Annotated in this window: 16 protein-coding genes; 10 read left to right on the top strand and 6 right to left on the bottom strand. The window is 70.4% G+C overall.

Translation table 11 applies throughout. The annotated features are described in order from the left end of the window. The first annotated feature begins 25 nt into the window (after nucleotides 1-25). Nucleotides 26-1,384, top strand: a complete 1,359-nt coding sequence (locus ACWFRJ_RS31000; protein ID WP_453538175.1) for a CAP domain-containing protein — start codon at nucleotides 26-28, stop codon at nucleotides 1,382-1,384. 27 nt (nucleotides 1,385-1,411) lie between these two features. Here the strand turns inward: ACWFRJ_RS31000 and ACWFRJ_RS31005 are convergent, their stop codons facing one another. The 6 genes from ACWFRJ_RS31005 to ACWFRJ_RS31030 all read right to left on the bottom strand — a co-directional run bounded on the left by ACWFRJ_RS31005 (nucleotide 1,412) and on the right by ACWFRJ_RS31030 (nucleotide 7,776). Continuing rightward, nucleotides 1,412-2,422 carry a Gfo/Idh/MocA family protein gene (locus tag ACWFRJ_RS31005; protein WP_453538178.1) on the bottom strand — a complete coding sequence of 337 codons (1,011 nt, stop codon included), beginning with the start codon at nucleotides 2,420-2,422 and terminating at the stop codon, nucleotides 1,412-1,414. Continuing rightward, on the bottom strand, nucleotides 2,419-3,465 hold the full coding sequence (locus ACWFRJ_RS31010; protein WP_453538181.1) for a Gfo/Idh/MocA family protein: 1,047 nt from the start codon (nucleotides 3,463-3,465) through the stop codon (nucleotides 2,419-2,421). The genes ACWFRJ_RS31005 and ACWFRJ_RS31010 overlap by 4 nt, the downstream gene beginning before the upstream one ends. 41 nt (nucleotides 3,466-3,506) lie before the next feature. Next, entirely contained in the window at nucleotides 3,507-4,400 is an 894-nt protein-coding gene (locus ACWFRJ_RS31015; protein ID WP_453538184.1) for a carbohydrate ABC transporter permease, read from the bottom strand. Then, the gene (locus tag ACWFRJ_RS31020; protein WP_453538187.1) at nucleotides 4,393-5,358 is read right to left on the bottom strand and encodes a carbohydrate ABC transporter permease; all 966 of its coding nucleotides are present in this window, start codon (nucleotides 5,356-5,358) and stop codon (nucleotides 4,393-4,395) included. Before ACWFRJ_RS31020 ends, ACWFRJ_RS31015 begins: the two co-directional genes overlap by 8 nt. Continuing rightward, nucleotides 5,358-6,614 carry an ABC transporter substrate-binding protein gene (locus ACWFRJ_RS31025; RefSeq protein WP_453538190.1) on the bottom strand — a complete coding sequence of 419 codons (1,257 nt, stop codon included), beginning with the start codon at nucleotides 6,612-6,614 and terminating at the stop codon, nucleotides 5,358-5,360. Before ACWFRJ_RS31025 ends, ACWFRJ_RS31020 begins: the two co-directional genes overlap by 1 nt. Before the next feature lie 73 nt (nucleotides 6,615-6,687). Next, the gene (locus ACWFRJ_RS31030; RefSeq protein WP_453538193.1) at nucleotides 6,688-7,776 is read right to left on the bottom strand and encodes an ROK family protein; all 1,089 of its coding nucleotides are present in this window, start codon (nucleotides 7,774-7,776) and stop codon (nucleotides 6,688-6,690) included. Between the two features lie 557 nt (nucleotides 7,777-8,333). Between ACWFRJ_RS31030 and ACWFRJ_RS31035 the strand changes: the two genes are divergently transcribed. The 9 genes from ACWFRJ_RS31035 (at nucleotide 8,334) to ACWFRJ_RS31075 (ending at nucleotide 18,131) form a co-directional block, all read left to right on the top strand. Next, nucleotides 8,334-9,365: a hypothetical protein gene (locus ACWFRJ_RS31035; RefSeq protein ID WP_453538196.1), complete on the top strand. Its 1,032-nt coding sequence runs from the start codon at nucleotides 8,334-8,336 to the stop codon at nucleotides 9,363-9,365. 49 nt (nucleotides 9,366-9,414) lie between these two features. Further along, nucleotides 9,415-10,686 (top strand): FAD-dependent monooxygenase, encoded by a 1,272-nt coding sequence (locus ACWFRJ_RS31040; protein ID WP_453538198.1) that lies wholly within the window; start codon nucleotides 9,415-9,417, stop codon nucleotides 10,684-10,686. 83 nt (nucleotides 10,687-10,769) lie between these two features. Further along, a complete protein-coding gene (locus ACWFRJ_RS31045; RefSeq protein WP_453538201.1) occupies nucleotides 10,770-12,167 on the top strand; it encodes an MFS transporter in 1,398 nt (465 codons plus the stop codon). Nucleotides 12,168-12,205: 38 nt separating this feature from the next. Next, the gene (locus ACWFRJ_RS31050; protein ID WP_453538204.1) at nucleotides 12,206-13,054 is read left to right on the top strand and encodes an FAD binding domain-containing protein; all 849 of its coding nucleotides are present in this window, start codon (nucleotides 12,206-12,208) and stop codon (nucleotides 13,052-13,054) included. Continuing rightward, nucleotides 13,051-15,411, top strand: coding sequence for a xanthine dehydrogenase family protein molybdopterin-binding subunit (locus ACWFRJ_RS31055; protein WP_453538206.1), 2,361 nt, complete (start codon nucleotides 13,051-13,053; stop codon nucleotides 15,409-15,411). The genes ACWFRJ_RS31050 and ACWFRJ_RS31055 overlap by 4 nt, the downstream gene beginning before the upstream one ends. Further along, nucleotides 15,408-15,932 (top strand): (2Fe-2S)-binding protein, encoded by a 525-nt coding sequence (locus ACWFRJ_RS31060; RefSeq protein ID WP_453538209.1) that lies wholly within the window; start codon nucleotides 15,408-15,410, stop codon nucleotides 15,930-15,932. Before ACWFRJ_RS31055 ends, ACWFRJ_RS31060 begins: the two co-directional genes overlap by 4 nt. Beyond that, nucleotides 15,932-16,612, top strand: a complete 681-nt coding sequence (locus ACWFRJ_RS31065) for an SRPBCC family protein (protein WP_453538212.1) — start codon at nucleotides 15,932-15,934, stop codon at nucleotides 16,610-16,612. The genes ACWFRJ_RS31060 and ACWFRJ_RS31065 overlap by 1 nt, the downstream gene beginning before the upstream one ends. Next, entirely contained in the window at nucleotides 16,609-17,286 is a 678-nt protein-coding gene (locus tag ACWFRJ_RS31070) for an isochorismatase family protein (protein ID WP_453538215.1), read from the top strand. The genes ACWFRJ_RS31065 and ACWFRJ_RS31070 overlap by 4 nt, the downstream gene beginning before the upstream one ends. After that, complete coding sequence (locus tag ACWFRJ_RS31075) at nucleotides 17,283-18,131, top strand: alpha/beta fold hydrolase (RefSeq protein ID WP_453538218.1); 849 nt, start codon at nucleotides 17,283-17,285, stop codon at nucleotides 18,129-18,131. The genes ACWFRJ_RS31070 and ACWFRJ_RS31075 overlap by 4 nt, the downstream gene beginning before the upstream one ends. Nucleotide 18,132: the final 1 nt, after the last annotated feature.

The raw sequence follows: 18,132 nt of genomic DNA on the forward strand, positions 1-18,132 counted from the left end.
AGTGCCGCTCTCGCGTTGTCCTGGCATGAATGAGCTGGTTGCCGGAGGGAACGTGCCACTGCCGGACGGTGCCGTCACCCTGCGGGTGTCCGGCCCCTTCGACCTGTCCGTGATCGTCACCGGCGACAGCGGGAAGGTCGCGGGCGACGGCGACTTCGTCTTCTACAACCAGCCCGCCGCGCCCGGCGCCCGGCTCCAGGGCGACACGGTCACGGTCGACTCGCGGCGTCTGCGTGCCGGTGCGAGCCGCGTCACCGTGGCCGTCAGCCCCGCCGAGCCCGGCACTCCCCTGGGCCGCCTTCCCGGCATCACGCTGCAGGTGCACGGGCCCGGCGGCCGGCACGTGGCCCGTTTCACACCGCCGCGCCCCGACCGCGAGACGGTGCTGCTGCTCGCGGAGATCTACCGGCGGGGCACGGGGTGGAAGCTGCGGGCGATCGGGCAGGGGTACGCGGACGGGCTCGCGGGGGTGGCGAGGGACTTCGGGGTGGACGTGGCGCAGGACGAGAGCCCTCAGCCCCAGCAGCCCTCCCCCTCCGCTGCCGGTCAACACGCACCCGCGCCCGCCGGTGCGCCCATGCCCATGCCCCGGCCTTCGGCCGCACCCGACCCCGACGGATTCCTCCCGCTGATCAACGCCGCACGGGCTTCGGCGGGCGCGCCTCCGGTCACTCTCGACGCCCGGCTGACCGCCGCCGCGAGCGCGCACGCCGCCGGGATGGCGGCGCGGTCCACGCTGAGCTCGGAGCACGCGGACGGCACGTCCCTCTACCAGCGCGTGGTCGCGGGCGGGTACGCCTATCTGGCCATCGGCGAGCATCTCGTCTCCGGACCCCGCACGCCCGCCGACTTCCTGGAGTACTGCCTCTCCGGCGAGGAGTCACGGCGTACGGTGCACAGCCGCGCGTACACGCAGGTCGGCGTGGCCCACACCACCGACGCGCGCTCCGGCGACGTCTACTGGACCGCGCTGTGGGCCACCCCTCTCACCCCGCAGGGGCTCGCGGAGTGGGCGTCGGCCGTGCTCCGTCTCACCAACGCCGAGCGGACGGCGGCCGGTCTTCGCCCCCTCGCCCCCGACCCGCTCCTGACCGTGGCGGCGCAGGGCCACAGCGCGGACATGGTCGCCCGCGCCTACTACTCCCACACCTCGCCCGACGGCGGCGAACCCTGGCACCGCGCGTCGGCGGCGGGCAGCACGCACCGGGCGATCGGCGAGAACATCGCCTGCGGGCAGCGCACGCCCGCCGAGGTGGTGGACGGCTGGATGAACAGCCCCGGTCACCGGGCCAACATCCTCAAGCCCTCCTTCACCCACCTCGGCGTCGGCTTCGCGGGCGGCGGGTCGGCAGGGACGTACTGGACGCAGCTCTTCGGCGGCTGAGACCGGCGCCCCCGCCGGGGCATGCCGTCAGCCCACCGCCACCGGAACCCCGCTGCGAGCCGACTCATAGCCCGCCGCCACGATCTTCAGCGTCCGCAGTCCGCCCTCGCCGTCGGCGACGTCCATGCCGCCATCCTGCGGTCCGTACAGGAACGCACGCAGCATCCGCTCGTCCAGATCGGCCCCGAAGGGCAGTTCGAGCCCTTGTCCCCGGCGTTCGCTGTAGCCGTGGACCGCCTGGTCGAAGGCGTCCATCTCCAGGGTCGCCCGCTCGCCGACCACGGTGAGTTCGAGCCCGCCCCAGGAGTGGTGGGAGCGCGGGTGCGACCAGCTGCAGTCGATCGTGGCCACCGAGCCGTTGTCGTAGGTCACGGTGACCAGGCCGCTGGTCTCGGCGTCGACCTCGCCCTCGTACATGCGGTTGTTGGTCTGGGCGTACACGTCGACGGGGCGTGCATCGCCGAAGAGGTCGTCCAGGAGGTCGGCGATGTGGACCGTGTGGTCCATCAGGGCCCCGCCGCCCGCCAGTTCGGGATCGGCGAACCAACGCCGGGAGGCGGGCATGGAGCCGTTGTTCGCGCCGGACACGGTCAGGACCCGGCCCGCCTCGCCCGATGCGACGGCCGCCTTGACGGCCGCGTACGCGGGGCTGAAGCGGACGGGGAAGGCGACTGCGAGCCGTACGCCTGCCGCGCGGCAGGCCGCGAGCATCGCCTCGCCGTCCTCGACCGTCGTGGCCAGGGGCTTCTCGCACAGGACGTCCACGCCGTGGGAGGCGGCGAGCTCCACGAGGGGCCGGTGGCGCGCGTTCTCGGAGCAGACGATCACCACGTCGGGGCCCCAGGCGAAGGCCTCGTCGTACGTTTCCGCGTAGGCGACCCCCATCTCCTCGGCGAACGCGCGTCCCCGCACCTCACCGGGCGCGGCCGAGCCGGTGTCGGGGTCGCTGCCGATGACCTCGACATCCGGCATACGGGCCAGGAGCCGCAGGTATCCGGCCGCGTGGACATGGGCGAACGACAGAACGGCGACCTTCATCGCGTGACCTCCTTGATGTCCGACTCAGCCTTGATGTCCGACTCGATGCCCGTCCGGATCTCGACGGCCCGGCCCGTGCGGCTCGACTCCACCGCCGCCTCGGCGATCCGCACCGCCTCGATCCCGTCCCGCGCGCTCACCCGTGGCTCACCGCCGCCCGCCTCCCACGAAGCCGCGAACTCCCGCAGCTCGGAGAGGTAGGGGCTCTCCGTCATCGGGCTCGAAGGGATGCCCTCGTTGGCAGCGCGCACTCCTTGCGCGGTGACGCGGTAGCCGGGCACGGACGTGGAATCGTGCCGCAGGAGTCCGTCGCTGCCCGCGATCCGGAACGTCGTACGGAACTGCTGGTCCGGGAGCCCCCAGAGGCCGGTGATGTGGCTGATCGCGCCGGAGGCGTGGGTGAGGACGGCGGTCGCCGAGACCACCTCGGCCTCCGTGCCCCCCTTGGCGTGCTCGACTCCCCGCGTCTGCGCGTGCACCCGGACCACGTCGCCCGCGATCCAGCGGGCGACGTCGATGTCGTGCACCATCAGGTCCATGATCACGCCGCCGGACTTGGCAGGGTCGGCGAACCAGGGCGCCCACTGCGGGCGCGCGCCGCCCCGAGTGAACCGCAGCACCGCAAGCTCACCCAACTCGCCTCCCGCGACGGCTTGTCGCATCGCCGCGTACGCCGGGAAGTACCGCACGACATGGGCGGGGTGCAGCCGTACGCCCGCCGCTTCGGCGGCTGCGGCGATCTCCTCGGCGTCGGAGGTGTTGAGGGCGAGCGGCTTCTCACAGATGACGTGCCGGCCCGCGGCGACGGCCGCGAGGGCGAGTTCCTTGTGGGTGGGGGTGGGGGTGCAGATGTCGACGGCCGTGCAGTCGGCGAGCAGTTCGCCGAGACTCGCCACCGCGGCGACCTCGCGCCCGGCGTACTCGGCGGCGAGCTTCTCCGCGGAGCCGTCGACGGTGTACACGCTGACGCGCGCACCCAGTTCCAGCCAGCCGGGGAGATGGGCGCGGGCGATGCCGCCCGCGCCGATCAGGCCTATTCGCATGGGCAGAGTTACCTTTCGTGGTTCCTGGAGTGGGAGTGGGGTCAGCTCTTGGAGCCGGAGAGTGCGACGCTCTGCACGAAGTGCCGTTGCAGGAGGACGTAGACGACGAGCATCGGCAGGCTCGCGATGAGCGAACCGGCCATCATCACGGGGTAGTTGGTCTCGAACTGGCCCTCGAGCGAGGTCAGTCCGGCACTGATCGGCATCTTCTGCGGGTCGGTGTTCACGATCAGCGGCCACAGGAGGTCGTTCCACGACCACATCGCGGTGATGACGGCGAGCGCGGCGAGCGCGGGCCGCACGAGAGGCAGCATGATCGACCAGAAGATGCGGAACGGACCCGCGCCGTCGATCCGCGCGGCCTCCTCAAGCTCCTTGGGGAGCGTGAGGAAGAACTGCCGCAGCATGAAGGTCCCGAACGCGCTGAACATGCCGGGCAGGAACAGCGCGGGCGCCGAGTTGAGCAGGCCGAGCCGCTGGATGATGTCGTACTGCGGAAGGACGAGCAGCGAGCTCGGCACCATGAGCACGGACAGGAAGAGCCCGAACAGGACGTTGCGGCCCCGGAACTGCATGCGCGCGAAGGCATAGGCGGCGAGCGAGCAGAACACCAGCTGCCCGACCGTGCGCCCCACGGTGTTGAAGACGCTGTTGAAGAGCATCTCCCGGAACGGCAGTGCGCTGAAGACCTCTTCGAAGCTCGACCAGTTCCAGGTGTGGGGCAGGAAGGTCGGCGGCACCCGCGCCGTCTCGGCGAGGGACTTGGCCGCGGTGAGCAGCTGCCACAGGAAGGGGAAGACCATCACCAGGGCGCCGAGCGAGAGCACGGCGTGGGTGGCGACCGAACCGGCTTTGATGCGCCGGACATTGATGCGTCGGACGTTGATGCGACGACTCGCGGGCCGTACGGAAGCGCTCGCTGAAGACTCACGCATAGTGCACCCACCTCTTCTGCAGCCTGAACTGCACCAGCGTCAGCGCCGCGATGATCAGCATGAGCAGGAAGGCGAGGGCGGCGGCCGGGCCCTGGGCGTTCTCGATGAAGGCCCACTTGTAGAAGAGGCTCACCACCGACTGGGTGTCGCCGATCGCCGGGTTCTTCTCGGCCATCATGATGTAGATCAGGTCGAAGGTCTGCAGTGAGTTGATCATGCAGATGATGGACGAGAAGAAGATCGTCGGGCTGAGCAGCGGCATCGTGATCGTGAAGAAGCGGCGCAGCGGTCCCGCGCCGTCCAGCTCGGCGGCTTCGTAGTAGTCCTGCGGGATGCCCTTGATGCCCGCCATGAAGATGATCAAGTAGTAGCCGGTGGTCGACCAGACCATGACGGTGCCGATCGCGTACACGGCGGTCGAGGGGTCGGAGACCCAGTAGCGGCGGTCCGCGCCGAACCACTCGAAGACTTCGTTGATCAGTCCGTAGTCGCCGTTGTAGAGCCAGTTCCAGACGAGGCCGACGGCGACGGGCAGCGTCACGAACGGGATGAAGTACAGGGCGCGGTAGACCGCGACGCCGCGCAGTCCGCGCCGGTTGAGCAGCGCCGCGACACCGATCGCGAGCGGCAGGGCGAGCAGTCCGATGACGCAGTAGATCAGCGTGTTGCCGAGTGCCTGCCAGACGGTGACGTCCTTGAGGACGCGTACGTAATTGTCCGTGCCGATCCAGGTGTTGCCGCCGAACGCCCCGAACTCGGTGAAGCTGTAGAAGAAGGTCTGGAGCAGCGGCCAGAAGTAGAAGAGGGCGAAGCCGATGCCGAGCGGCGCGATGAAGAGGTAGGCGGCGCGCTGGTTGCGGGACTTGGGCGCGGACCCGGACTGCGGTCTGCTGCCGAGGACGCGGCTACGGCTGCGTCCTGCCGCCTTCGCCGCCGCCGTGGAGGGAAAGACACTCATCATGCGCGCTCCTCCTTCAGGGCCCGGTCCATCTGCTCGCCCAGCGTGCGGGCGGCGCTCTCGATGCCGCCCTTGCCGCTGAACGCGGCGCCCAGGATCGGGTATTGGAGGTTCTCCCAGACCGCGGTGTTCTTCGAGCTCGGGTACGGAACGGCGTACTTCTGCATCTCGACGAAGCACTTCAGGTCGAACTCGGGCATCGACTTGAACCAAGCGTCCTGCGTCCCCTCGTACGAGGAGATGGTGACGCCTGTCGACGCCTGGATCTCGGCGGCCTCGCGGCCCGCCATGAAGTGGACGAACTTCCAGGCCGCCGCCTTCTTGCGGCTCTTGGCGGAGATGACGTTGGCGAGGCCGTGGATGATCGTGGCGCGCTCTCGGCCCTTGGGCAGCACGGTGACACCGCCGTGGTCCTTGATCGCGGGGGTAGCGTGCATCTGGCCGGAGTACGCGGATATCTCGTAGACCATGGCGGCCTTCTCCGACCAGAAGCGGTTGCGGGCCTTGGACTCGACCATCGCGCTCTGCGGCGGTGACCAGCCGCGGTCGATCATGTCGGTCCAGTAGCGCAGGCCCTCGATGGACCGCTCGTCACCGAAGCCGGACTTCCCGTCCTTGAGGACGTAGCCGCCCGCGCCGTGGATGGCGGGGTAGATCTGGGCCTGGCGGTCCATCTCGGCGGCCATGCCGTGCACCCGTTCACGTGGGTTGGTGAGTTCGGCCGCCGCGTCACGCACGTCGTCCCATGTCCAGCTGGAATCCGGGTACTTGATGCCCGCCTTGTCGAAGAGCGCCTTGTTGTACCAGAGGCCGATGGTGTCGAAGTCCTTGGGAATGCCGTACTGCGTGCCCTGATAGGCGTAGATCTTCACGAGTGACTCGGGGTGGCGGTCCACGGGGGTCGCGTCGCTCTTGATGTGGCCGCTCAGGGGTTCGAGGACTCCGTTGGACGCGTACAGCTGGAGGTTGACCGCGTTCATCCAGAACACGTCCGGTGCCGTGCCGCCGCGCATGGAGGTCTTCAGGGTGGTCCAGTAGCTGGACCAGGGCGTGAGTTCTATGCGCACGGATATGCCGGGGTTCTCCTTCTCGAAGGCGTCGATCACCTTCTGCAGCCCCGGCACATGGGCCACGTCCCACACCCCGTACGTGAGGGTGGTCCTGCCACCGCTCTCCTTGCCGTCGTCACTCTCGCCGGAGCAGGCGGCGAGCAGGGGCGCCGCCATCGCTCCGTAGAGCAGAGTTCTCCTGCGCATGAGCGCCTCCGTCTTCGTTGTCCTGCGGCTTTCGCTGTCCTGCGGCCTTCGTTGCTCTGCGGTCTTCCTTGTCCTACGGCGTCGCGTCCGTCAGGAGATCGGATTCGACCTGGTCAAGCGCCTTGCGTACGGCGCCGATCGCGACGCCCTGTTCGCCCAGCGTGCTCAGCGCGATGCGTGGGACGTGCAGCGTCAGCGGGCGCAGCCTGTCCTCGATCAGCGGCACGAGATGGCCGCCCAGTGGGGTCGCGCCGCCGGTGAGCACCACTAACTCCGGGTCGACGGCGAGAGCCAGGGCGGCGATGCCCGGCGAGATGCGGTCGGCGAAGTCCGCGACGGCGGCCAGCGCACGTGGGTCCGCGGTGTCCGCGGCGCGTGCGAGGGCGGCCACTTCGGACTCCCCCGCGCGCCGCGGCCCCTTCCAGCTGAGAGCTTCCTGCGCGGTGTTCATGCCGAGCAGCGGAAGCAGCCCCAGCTCGCCCGCGCCGCCGCGCCGACCCCGGTGCAGGCGCCCGCCGATGGTGAGGCTGCACGCCACGCGGTGGCCGGTCAGGACGCAGACGACGTCTCCGGCGAGGGTGGCCGCGCCCTGCCAGCGCTCGGCGAGCACGGCGAGGTTCACGTCGTTCTCGACGAGGGTGTGACCCGCTTCCCCGTCGGCGAGGAGCCGCCCGAGGTCGACGCCGGACCATTCGGGGATGACGTGCGAGGTGATGGTGCCGCCCGCATCGACGACGCCGGGTACGCCGACGCAGCGGGCGAGGATGTCGTCGCGTCGTACGGAGTGCGCGTCGAGGAAGTCTTCGAGCCCCGTCCGCAGCAGGTCGAGCCGCTTGGCTCCACCCAGCTCCGGGTCGATGTCCTCGCGCTGCACGGCGAGCACCGTCCCGCCGAGATCGGCGAGGATCAGCACCATCTTGTGCAGGCCGATGTCGGCGCCGACCACATGGCCCGCCTCCACGCGGAACCGGAACCGCCGGGCGGGGCGGCCCGGCGCGCGCTCCCCGTCCTCGCGCTCGGCCTCCCCCGCCCAGCCGTGCGCGGTCAGCTCCTCGACGGCTGCTTCCACGGTGGGCCTGGAGAGCCCGGTGCCCGCGGCGAGCTCCGCGAGCGTCTGCGGGCTGCGGCGGTGCAGGGCGCGCAGCACGACGGTGGTGTTCAACCGGCGCAGCGAGGCAAGATCGTGCCCCCGTGTCCCGTTCCGCAACACTTCTTCACCCCATGTCGAGGCCATGGCAGCCCTGTTGACCTGTGAGTCCACTGCTGCTCCCGGAGATTTGGGAGGACACTTTCATATCTGTGCCCGGCGGGGAACCCCCTTCGCGGGGGCGGAATCCGCGAGGGCGGGCCCGACCGCGGGGCGGTTTACCGGGACGTAACCGCGCCCCCCGAGCACCCCCGGGCGACCACCGGACAGCCGTCGGTGACGAAGCCGAGGTCAGCCGGTACGGAGCGGCACTTCGCTGACGGTTCATCAGGAAAGACCGGTGTTAACTCCGTGCGCCACCCCTTGCCAAGGGAGATCGTACGTGTTCGGATTATCTCTGTCGGGCGGTCACCCACCGCCTCGTATCCGCAGTTCAGACCCTGTACGGCGGGCCGGTGAGGCCTGTCCGCCCTCCCCTCTCATACCCCCGTTTCCCCTCGCACGAAGTGTCCGGAGTCGTGCTGCCCGTTTGCCTGCGGCAGCCCGAAAGAGCCCGAAAGAAGGGACCCCCCGTGTTCGATCTTTCGTCCGTCGATCTGCTCGACGCGTTCACCCGCGAACTGCGACTGTGCAAGCTCACCGAGGGCGAGCACGTCGTCGTCCTCTCCGAGCCCGGCAGCCGCGGCGACTACGTGGCGGCGGCGTTCGGCGCCGCGAAGGCGTGCGGCGCCCATGTCATCGCCGCGACCGTCCCCGGCGGCAGCCCCGCGCCGATGCCGAGCACCCACACCGGCGCGGGTCCGGGCCTGGTCTCCGTGCTCAACGACTCCACCGCGCAGGACCTGCTGAAGTCCGCCGATCTGGTCGTCGACATCACCCGCGAAGGCTTCATCCACGCGCCGGTCCAGCAGGAGATCCTGCGCGCCGGAACCCGCATCATCTTCGTCTGCGACGCACCCGACGTCCTCATCCGCAATCTGCCCAAGGAGTCCGACAAGGACGAGGTGCTCGAAGGCGTCCAGCTGCTCAAGCGGTCGACCGTCATGAAGGTCACCTCGGACGCGGGCACGGATCTGACCGTGCAACTGGCGGGTTCCAAGCCCGAGTTCCAGTGCGGCTTCGCCGACGACCCGGGCCGCTGGGACCACTGGCCGAGCACGATGGTTCTCGCCTGGCCGGAGATCTCCGACGGGCAGATCGTGCTCGCCGAGGGAGACATCCTGCTGCCCTTCAAGGAGTACGTGCGTCAGCCCGTGACCCTGCAGATCTCGGGCGGGCAGATCGAGAAGGTGTCGGGCGGCGCCGAGGCCGAGCTCCTGAACACGTTCTTCGAGGACGCGGACGACCAGTGGGCGCGCAGCCTCTCCCACATGGGCTGGGGCCTGATGCGTACGGCCGACTGGTTCGCCACCGCGATGTACGGCAAGGACGACCTGATGGGCATGGACGCCCGCGCCTTCGCCGGGAACTTCCTGTGGTCCACGGGACCGCACCCCGTCCTCGGCCGTGAGTCGTACGCGCATCTCGACATCGCCATGCGCGGCTGCACGGTCCGGGTCGACGACACCGAGGTCGTGACGGGCGGCCGTCTCACCGAGCGCTGAGCGGCGTCGCGCGTCAACTGCCCGATCGTGCAAGCAAGATGGAGGAAGCGTGGCGTCCAGCCAGTCGTACGAAGTCACCGTCGTCGGAGGCGGCCTCGGTGGCCTGACCGCCGCCCTCGCGCTGCGGCACCGCGGTCTGCGGGTCACCGTGCTCGAACAGGCCCCGCAGCTCGGCGAGGTGGGCGCGGGCATCCAGACGGCGCCGAACGCCAGCCGCGTCCTGCTCGGCCTGGGCCTGCGCCGACAGCTGGAAGCCATCCACACCGAACCGCTCGACCAGGTGCGGCGGCGCTGGAAGGACGGCAGCGTCGTCGGCCTGACCTCGCTCGGCCGGCGCTGCAAGGAACAGTTCAACGCGCCGTACTGGCACTACCACCGGGCCGATCTGCACCGCGTCCTCATGGACGCCTGCGTCGACCCGGCGGGGCCAGGGCCTGTCGTCGCGCTGCACACCGCGAGCAAGGTCGCCGAGCTCGACCGCACGGACCCCGCGCGCCCGGTGGCGATCACGGACGACGGGCGGCGGTACGAGTCCGACGTCGTCATCGGCGCCGACGGCATCCGCTCCCAGGTGCGCGATCTGATGGGCGCCCCGGACACCCTGCAGTTCTCCGGCGAGATGGCCTACCGGGCCCTCATACCGGGGGACTTGATCGCGGCCGACCCGGCGACGCGCTGGCTGGTGGACCGCTATCAGTCCACGATCTGGTACGGGCCCGACCGTCATCTGGTGCACTACATGATCCGCGGCGGCGAGTACCTGAACATCGTGGCCTGCGTGCCCTGCACGGACGAGGTCGCCGAGAAGTGGTCCATCGCCTCCACCGCGCAGGACCTCGTCGACGCCTTCCCCGGCTGGGACGACCGCGTCCCGGCGATGCTCTCCAAGGCGAAGGAGGACGTCTCCTGCTTCGCGCTCTACCACCGGCGCCGCGACCCGGTGTGGCAGGACGGCCGGGTCGCCCTCCTCGGCGACGCCTGCCACGCGATGCTCCCCTACCAGGCGCAGGGCGCTTCGCAGGCCATGGAGGACGCCGCCGTGCTCGCCGAGGAACTGGGCGCGGTCACGGCGGACGGCATCGAGGGTGCCCTGCGCCGCTATGTCGACCGGCGCGCCAAGCACGCCGGGATGGTGCAGGACGCCTCGCTGCAGAACAAGACCTTCTACCACTTTCCCGACGGCCCCGAGCAGCAGGCCAGGGACGAGAAGCTGCGGCGCAACTTCGACGGCGAGTCCGATCTCTCCTACGACTGGCTCTGGGGCGGCAGCCCGCTCAACGACCCCGATCTCGGCGCGTTCTCGTACCAGTTCACGCGCTGAACCCCCTGCATCCCCCGCACATCCGCTGACCCGGCACCCGCGAGCGCCGCAGAACGTCCCCGACACGACCCCGTGGAGCGAACGTGAAAACAGGCGATCAGATCGTTCAGGAACTTCCCTGGAGGTGGTCGGTCCAGGGCAAGATCTTCATCATCGGTGGCCTCGGCTACCTCTTCGACGCGTACGACATCGCCTTGAACGGCTTCCTCATGCCGCTCCTCGGCCAGCATTTCGACCTCTCGCTCAGTGAGCGCGGGCTCGTCGCCACCGCCAACCTGGTGGGGATGGCCGTGGGCGCCGTCGCCTGGGGCGCGGTCGCCGACCGTATCGGCCGCAAGAAGGCCTTCAGCGTCACGCTGCTGATCTTCGCCCTGTTCTCGGTGTTCGGTGCGCTCGCGCCGACGTATCCGGTCTTCCTCGCCCTGCGGTTCCTCGCGGGTGTGGGGCTCGGCGGCTGTATCCCCGTGGACTACGCCCTGGTGGGCGAGTTCTCGCCGCGCAAGTACCGGGGCAGGATCCTGACCGCGCTCGACGCGTGGTGGCCGGTGGGCGTGACGCTGTGCGGGCTCGTCTCGACGGCGATGCTGACCCTCGACGGCAACTGGCGGTGGATGCTGGCGACGATGGTCCTGCCCGCGCTGCTGCTCTTCTGGGCCCGGCGCGGCATTCCCGAGTCGCCGATCTATCTGACGAAGAAGGGCCGCGAGGCCGAGGCGCGCGAGGTCATCGACGACCTGGTGGCCCGGACGGGCGCGCCCGTGGAGCCCTACGTCATCCCCGAGCCGGTGGAGGACGAAGGCCCGCGCGGTGTGGGCGCCGCCGTCGACCAGCTGCGCCGCATCTGGGCCTTCAGCCCGCGCATCACGTCGGCGGCCTGGCTGCTCTTCTCCACGATCATGCTCGTCTACTACGCGGCCCTGAGCTGGATGCCCTCGATCCTCAAGGAGGAGGGCCAGGGCGACACCGCCGCGTTCATGAGCACCACCCTGATGAGCGGCGTCGGCATCCTCGGCGTCATGGTCTCCACCGCCCTGGTCGACCTCGTCGGCCGCAAGTGGCTGATCGGCGTATCGGCGCCGGTCGCCTCGCTCGCCCTGGTGGTGTTCGCCCTGGTGCGGGACCTGCCGACCGGCTCGGTCGTGGCCATCGGCGTCTTCGGATTCCTGGCCCAGCTGGCCATCCCCGCCCTGTACGCGTACGTCTCCGAGCTCTACCCCACTCCCCTGCGGGCCAGCGGCTTCGGCTGGGCCTCATCGGTCAGCAGGGCGCTCACCGGGTTCGCACCGCTGCTCTTCGGCTCGGTGATGTGGCCGGTGCTCGGTCTTCCGCTGACGTTCGCCGTACTCGGCGGGACGGTCCTGGTGGCCGTCGTGTGGATGGCGGTGGCCGCACCGGAGACGAAGGGCCGGGAGCTGGACGGCGAGGAGGAGTCCCCGGCACCCGCGGCAACGCTGCCAGTCCCGGAGCAAGCGGCGCTGTAACCCGCGCCCGCACGCCCCCTACGTACGACAGGAGGACCATGAAGCCCGCCCCCTTCGCCTATCACCGGGCCCGCGACCTCGACGGCGCCACGCGGCTGCTCGCCGAGCTCGGCGATGACGCCAAGGTCGTCGCCGGCGGCCAGAGCCTGGTCGCGATGATGAACTTCCGGCTCGCCCGGCCCCGGCACCTGGTCGACATCGCCGCTCTGCGGGAGCTCGACAGGGTGCGCACGGACGCGGCGGGCGGGCTGCGCATCGGGGCGCTCACCACCCACCACACGGTGGAGAGGGACCCGGCGGGGCGGATCGGGGCGGACTTCGGTGTGCTGCGCGACGCCATGCCGTGGATCGGACATCTGCCGATCCGTACCCGCGGCACGGTCGGCGGCAGCATCGCGCACGCCGACGCCACCGCCGAGTGGTGTCTGCTCGCCCTCGCGCTCGACGCCGAGTTCGTGGTCCGCGGGCCGCGCGGCGAGCGCAGTATCGCGGCCGGGGACTTCTTCCTCGGCTACTACACCACCGCGATCGACTTCGACGAGATCCTCGTCGAGATCGTCTTCCCGCGCCCCGCACCGCACGCCGCGCTCACCGAGTTCGCCGAGCGGCAGGGGGACTTCGCGCTCGTCTCCGCCGTCGTGGATCTCGATGTCGCGGGCGGTGTGGTGCGCGGCGGGCGCGTGGCGCTCGGTGGGGTCGCCGCCGCCGTGGTGCGCGTGCCGGAGGCGGAGGCGGTCCTCGCGGGCGGCGGCTCGTTCGCCGAGTGCGCGGCAGCGGCGGCGGACGCGGTCGATCCCCCTGCCGACGCGTCCGGCAGCACGCACTACCGCAAGCAGCTCGTCCGCACTCTGGTCCTGCGTGCCTGTGAGGAGGCGAAGGCCCGATGAACAATGCCGGAAAAGAAGGCCAGTTGGTCGGCAGGTCCGTGCTCAGGCGCGAGGATCCCCGGCTCCTCACCGGGCGCGGCAGGTTCGTCGACGACATCGCGCTGCCCGGCATGCTGCACGCCCAGTTCGTCCGCAGCACGGTCGCGCACGGCGAGATCACGTCGATCGACCTGACGGCGGTACGTGATGTGCCGGGTGTCGTCGCCGCGTTCACGGCCGACGACCTGGAGCTGATCGACATCACCGCCCAGCTCGGCCGCCCGCTCTCGGAGTTCGTGCCGACCGCGATGCCCGTCCTGGCCCGCGACCGGGTCCGCTACGTCGGGGAGCCCGTCGCGATCGTCGTGGCACGGAACGCGTACGCGGCGGAGGACGGCCTGGAAGCGGCCAAGGTGAGCTACGCGCCCCTGCCCCCGGTCACTTCCGAGGAGGCGGCCCTCGCGCCCGACGCGCCTCTCGTCCACGAAGAGGCGGCGCACAACACCCTGGTGGACGTCTCGCTCTTCGCCACCGACGGCATCGACGAGATCTTCGACTCCGCCGCCTGCGTCGTCCACGTCGCGTCACGGACCGGACGGCAGAACGCGCTCCCCCTGGAGACACGCGGCGTCGTCGCGCACTGGGACGATCGCGAGGAACAGCTCGTCCTGCAGACCTGCACCCAAGTCCCGCACCAGGTAAGGACGGTGGCGTCCCGTTGTCTGCGTCTGGACGAACGGGCGGTGCGGGTCGTGGTGCCCGACATGGGCGGCGGGTTCGGCCAGAAGTGTGTCGTCGGGCGCGAGGAGATCGCCGCCGCCGCTGCCGCACTGCGGCTCCGCAGGCCGGTGAAGTGGATCGAGGACCGCAAGGACGCCCTGTCCGCCTCCTTCCTCGCCCGCGAACAGCACTACGACGTGCGCGCGGCCTTCGACGAGGAGGGCAGGATCCTCGGCCTGGACGCCGATGTGGTGTGCGACATGGGCGCCTACTCCTGCTACCCGTTCACGGCGGGCATCGAGCCGCTGATGGCGTCGGCCGAGATGCCCGGCGTCTACAAGGTGCCCGCCTATCGGGTGCGCGGCCGGGCGGTCACCACCAACAAGGCGCCCACCGCCCCGTATCGGGGGGGCAGCCGTCCGCAGTACGTGATGGTGGTGGAGCGGCTCTTCGAGCGGGCCGCCCGCGAACTGGGCCTGGACGCCGTGGAGATCCGCCGCCGCAACGTCATCACCGAGTTCCCGTACACGGGCGTCAACAGCATCACGTACGACCCGGGCTCCTATCTGGAGTCGCTGAACCTGTGCGAACAGCTGGTCAAGGACGAGGGCTGGTACGAGAAGCGCTCGGAGGCGGCGGCACAGGGGCGGCACATCGGCATCGGCTACTCCTGCTTCAGCGAGCGCACCGGCTACGGCTCGAAGGCCTTCGCCCAGCGCAAGATGCGGGTCGTCCCCGGCTTCGACATCTCCGAGGTCCGCATGGACACCAGCGGCGCGGTGACCGTCACCACCGGCACGATGAGCCACGGGCAGAGCCACGAGACGACGATGGCGCAGATCGTCGCCGATGAACTGGGGCTGGACATCGGCAAGGTGAAGCTCCATCAGGGCGACACCGAACGCATCACCTACGGCTGGGGCACCTTCGCGAGCCGCTCCATCACGGTGGGCGGCAGCGCGGTACGGCTCGCGGCGGCGAAGCTCGGCGAGAAGCTGCGCCGGATCGCCGCGGCGCGCTGGGAGGTCGGCCCTGACGACGTGGAGCTCGGGACAGGGGCGGTACGGCGCCGTGACGGCGCGAGCCTCACCTACGAGGAACTGGCCGACATCGCCTACCTCCAGGCGCACTTGCTGCCCAAGGACATCGAGCCGGGCCTGAGCGCCACCGCCACCTTCGACGTCTTCAACGACGGCACCTTCTCCAACGCCACCCATGGCGTGGTCGTAGAACTCCACGAAGGCACGGGGCAGGTGGAGATCCTGCGGTACGTCTGCGTCGAGGACTGCGGCGTGGCGATCAACCCGCAGGTCGTGGAGGGGCAGTGCCGGGGCGGTATCGCACAGGGCATCGCGGGCGCGCTCTTCGAGCAGGTGACGTACGACGCCCAGGGCGAACCGTCGGCGACCAGCTTCATGGACTACAAGGTGCCCACCGCCCACGAGATCCCCGACGTCCTCATCCATCACCTGGAGACGCCGTGCGCGTTCACCGAGACCGGCGCGAAGGGCGCGGGCGAGGGCGGCACCATCGGGGCTCCTGCCGCCGTGCTCAACGCCGTCAATGACGCGCTGCTTCCCACGGGCGTCGAGCTCGACCACACCCCCATCACCCCGGAGACGGTGCACCGCGCCCTGAACCTGGAGCTCTCCTCATGACCGACACCGGCCACCTGACCGCCACCGGAAACGCCGCCGATGTTCTGCTGCTGACGCTCGACGTCAACGGCGAACGGCACGAAGTGATCACCGAGCCCCGCCGCACCCTGGTGGACGTGCTCCGGCACGATCTGCGCCTGACCGGCACCCACGTCGGCTGCGAGCACGGCATCTGCGGCGCGTGCACGATCCTGGTCGACGACCGGCCCGTACGCGCGTGTCTGATGTTCGCGGCGCAGGCCGAGGGTGCCCGGATCCGTACCGTCGAGTCGCTGTCGGACGGGACCGAACTGAGCGATCTGCAAAGGTCGTTCAGCGAGCACCACGGCCTGCAGTGCGGCTTCTGCACCCCGGGTTTCCTGATGCTCGCCGAGGGTTTCCTCGCCGAGCGGCCCGAGGCGACCAAGGACGAGATCCGCGAGGTCGTCGCCTCCAACCTCTGCCGGTGCACCGGCTACCAGACCATCGTCGAGGCGATCGACGGGTGCGCCGTCACCCGGCGCTGCCCCAAGGAGTCCTGATGCAACTCACCAACTCGGTCCCCGTCAAGGCCTCGCCGGACGAGGTCTTCGCCCTGATGAACGACGTCGAGCGGGTCGCCTCGTGCATGCCGGGCGCGGCGCTGGAAGGGCGTGACGGGGACGCCTGGCAGGGCTCCGTGAAGATCAAGGTCGGCCCGATCAGCGCCGCGTACGCCGGTACGGTCCGCTTCCTGGAGGTCGACCCGCAGGGGCGGCGGCTGCGGGTCCAGGCGCGCGGAGCCGACACCCACGGGAGCGGCGACGCGGAGGCCGAGGTCGCGCTCGAAGTGCTCGCGGCACCGGAGGGCGCGCTGCTCCAGATCTCCACGGATCTGGTGATACGCGGCAAGATCGCGCAGTTCGGGAAGGGCGCCATCGCGACGGTGTCCGAACGGATCCTCCAGCAGTTCGCGCGGAATCTGGGGAGCCTGCTCGACCAGGACCGGACACCGACACCGGCCGCGTCTTCCTCCGGCCTGCCCTCCGCGGCACCCCGGGCCACTCTCCCCGCGGCCCCCGCGGAGAGCGAACTCGACGGCCTCTCCATGCTGCTCGGTCCGGCCGCCGCCAAGTACGGCGTCGTCGCCGGCGCCTTCGCCTTCGGCCTCTTCGAGGGCTGGCTGCTCGGTCGGCTCGGTTCCCAGGCACGGGAGCTGCGCGCGCTGAGGAGGGCATCGTGAACTACGACGGCATCGTGAACTACGGCCAGGAGACGGAACGTACCTACGAACGAGCCGGATTCGGCGCACCCGTGCGCAGGGGCAGCCGGCCCGCGATCCTCGTCGTCGACCTGACACGCGGATTCACCGAGGACGGATTCCCCTCGGGGGCCGATCTGACCGATGTGGTGGGCGCGGTAGGTGAGTTGATCGAGAGCGGGCGCCCGGCCGACGTGCCCGTCATCTTCACCGCGATCTCCTACACACCGGCCGAGGCCGCGGGTGACGCCGTCACCTGGCTGCAGAAGGCACAGGGCATGCGATCCCTCGTCGAGGGCGGCGAGGAGGTCGCACTCGACCCCCGACTTCCGCGCGAACCGCAGGACTTGATGGTCGTGAAGAAGGGCGCTTCGGCCTTCTTCGGGACCTCGCTGGCCGCCCTGCTCACCGGTCTCGGCTGCGACACGGTCCTGGTGTGCGGCGCGACGACGAGCGGCTGTGTGCGGGCGAGCGCGGTCGACGCCGTGCAGAGCGGGTTCTCGGTGCTCGTACCGCGCGCGTGTGTCGGCGACCGCGCCGAGGGACCGCACGAGGCGAGCCTCTTCGACATCCAGGCCAAGTACGGCGACGTCATCGACCTCAAAGAAGCAGTCGACTACCTCGGCACCCTCACGCACGCAAGGAGGACCGCATGACCCCGCCCGACCGCTGTCTTGCACAGTCCGCCCTGGCCGACCTGGCCGACGTCCCCGCCACCAGCCGCTGGGTCCGCTCGGGCGCCACACGGCTCCACCTCCTCGACTACGGCGGTCCCGGCACTCCGCTCCTGATCCTGCCCGGCATCACGAGCCCCGCCGTCACGATGGACTTCGTGGCACGCGAACTGACAGATGTCGTACGCCCGTTGGTTCTGGACGTCCGGGGGCGCGGGCTCTCCGACGGCGGTGGCTCCTACTGCCTGGAGGAGTACGCCGAGGACGTCGAAGCGGTCGTCACGGGGCTCGGTCTCGACCGTCCGGTCCTGTTCGGGCACTCCATGGGCGCGCGCATCGCCGCGGTGACGGCGGTCCGCGGCAAGGTGGCGCTGCGCGGCACGGTGCTCGGGGACCCGCCGATGAGCGGCCCCGGACGCGGGCCCTACCCCACACCCCTGGCAGCCTTCCTCGACCAGCTGGCACAGGCCACGCGCGGTACCGACGCGGACGAGGTGGCCCTGTCCTGGCCGCGCTGGCCGCGCAGGGAGCAGGAGCTGCGGGCCCGCTGGCTGGCCAGCTGCGACGCCGAGGCGATCGCCGCCACGCACCGCGGCTTCGAGTCCGAGGACTTCTTCGACTGGTGGCCATCGGTGCCGGGACCCACGGCGCTCCTGTACGGCGCGGACAGCCCCGTCGTCACCGCGGCGGGCGCCGCCGAGGCCGTGCGGCTGCGCCCTTCGGCCGTTCTCGACAGCATCCCGGACGCGGGTCACATGCTGTTCTGGGACAGCGGCCGCGCCGCCCTCACCGCCCTGCGCGAGGCGCTGCGCCCGATGCTGACCTGAG

It is taken from the genome of Streptomyces sp. NPDC055239 (assembly GCF_053606205.1).

What these genes read in the sequence shown, in the direction of transcription:
- ACWFRJ_RS31000 (WP_453538175.1), top strand. Translation starts at nt 26, where the DNA reads ATGAATGAGCTGGTTGCCGGAGGGAACGTGCCACTGCCGGACGGTGCC.
- ACWFRJ_RS31005 (WP_453538178.1), bottom strand. Translation starts at nt 2,422, where the DNA reads ATGAAGGTCGCCGTTCTGTCGTTCGCCCATGTCCACGCGGCCGGATAC.
- ACWFRJ_RS31010 (WP_453538181.1), bottom strand. Translation starts at nt 3,465, where the DNA reads ATGCGAATAGGCCTGATCGGCGCGGGCGGCATCGCCCGCGCCCATCTC.
- ACWFRJ_RS31015 (WP_453538184.1), bottom strand. Translation starts at nt 4,400, where the DNA reads ATGCGTGAGTCTTCAGCGAGCGCTTCCGTACGGCCCGCGAGTCGTCGC.
- ACWFRJ_RS31020 (WP_453538187.1), bottom strand. Translation starts at nt 5,358, where the DNA reads ATGAGTGTCTTTCCCTCCACGGCGGCGGCGAAGGCGGCAGGACGCAGC.
- ACWFRJ_RS31025 (WP_453538190.1), bottom strand. Translation starts at nt 6,614, where the DNA reads ATGCGCAGGAGAACTCTGCTCTACGGAGCGATGGCGGCGCCCCTGCTC.
- ACWFRJ_RS31050 (WP_453538204.1), top strand. Translation starts at nt 12,206, where the DNA reads ATGAAGCCCGCCCCCTTCGCCTATCACCGGGCCCGCGACCTCGACGGC.
- ACWFRJ_RS31055 (WP_453538206.1), top strand. Translation starts at nt 13,051, where the DNA reads ATGAACAATGCCGGAAAAGAAGGCCAGTTGGTCGGCAGGTCCGTGCTC.
- ACWFRJ_RS31060 (WP_453538209.1), top strand. Translation starts at nt 15,408, where the DNA reads ATGACCGACACCGGCCACCTGACCGCCACCGGAAACGCCGCCGATGTT.
- ACWFRJ_RS31065 (WP_453538212.1), top strand. Translation starts at nt 15,932, where the DNA reads ATGCAACTCACCAACTCGGTCCCCGTCAAGGCCTCGCCGGACGAGGTC.
- ACWFRJ_RS31075 (WP_453538218.1), top strand. Translation starts at nt 17,283, where the DNA reads ATGACCCCGCCCGACCGCTGTCTTGCACAGTCCGCCCTGGCCGACCTG.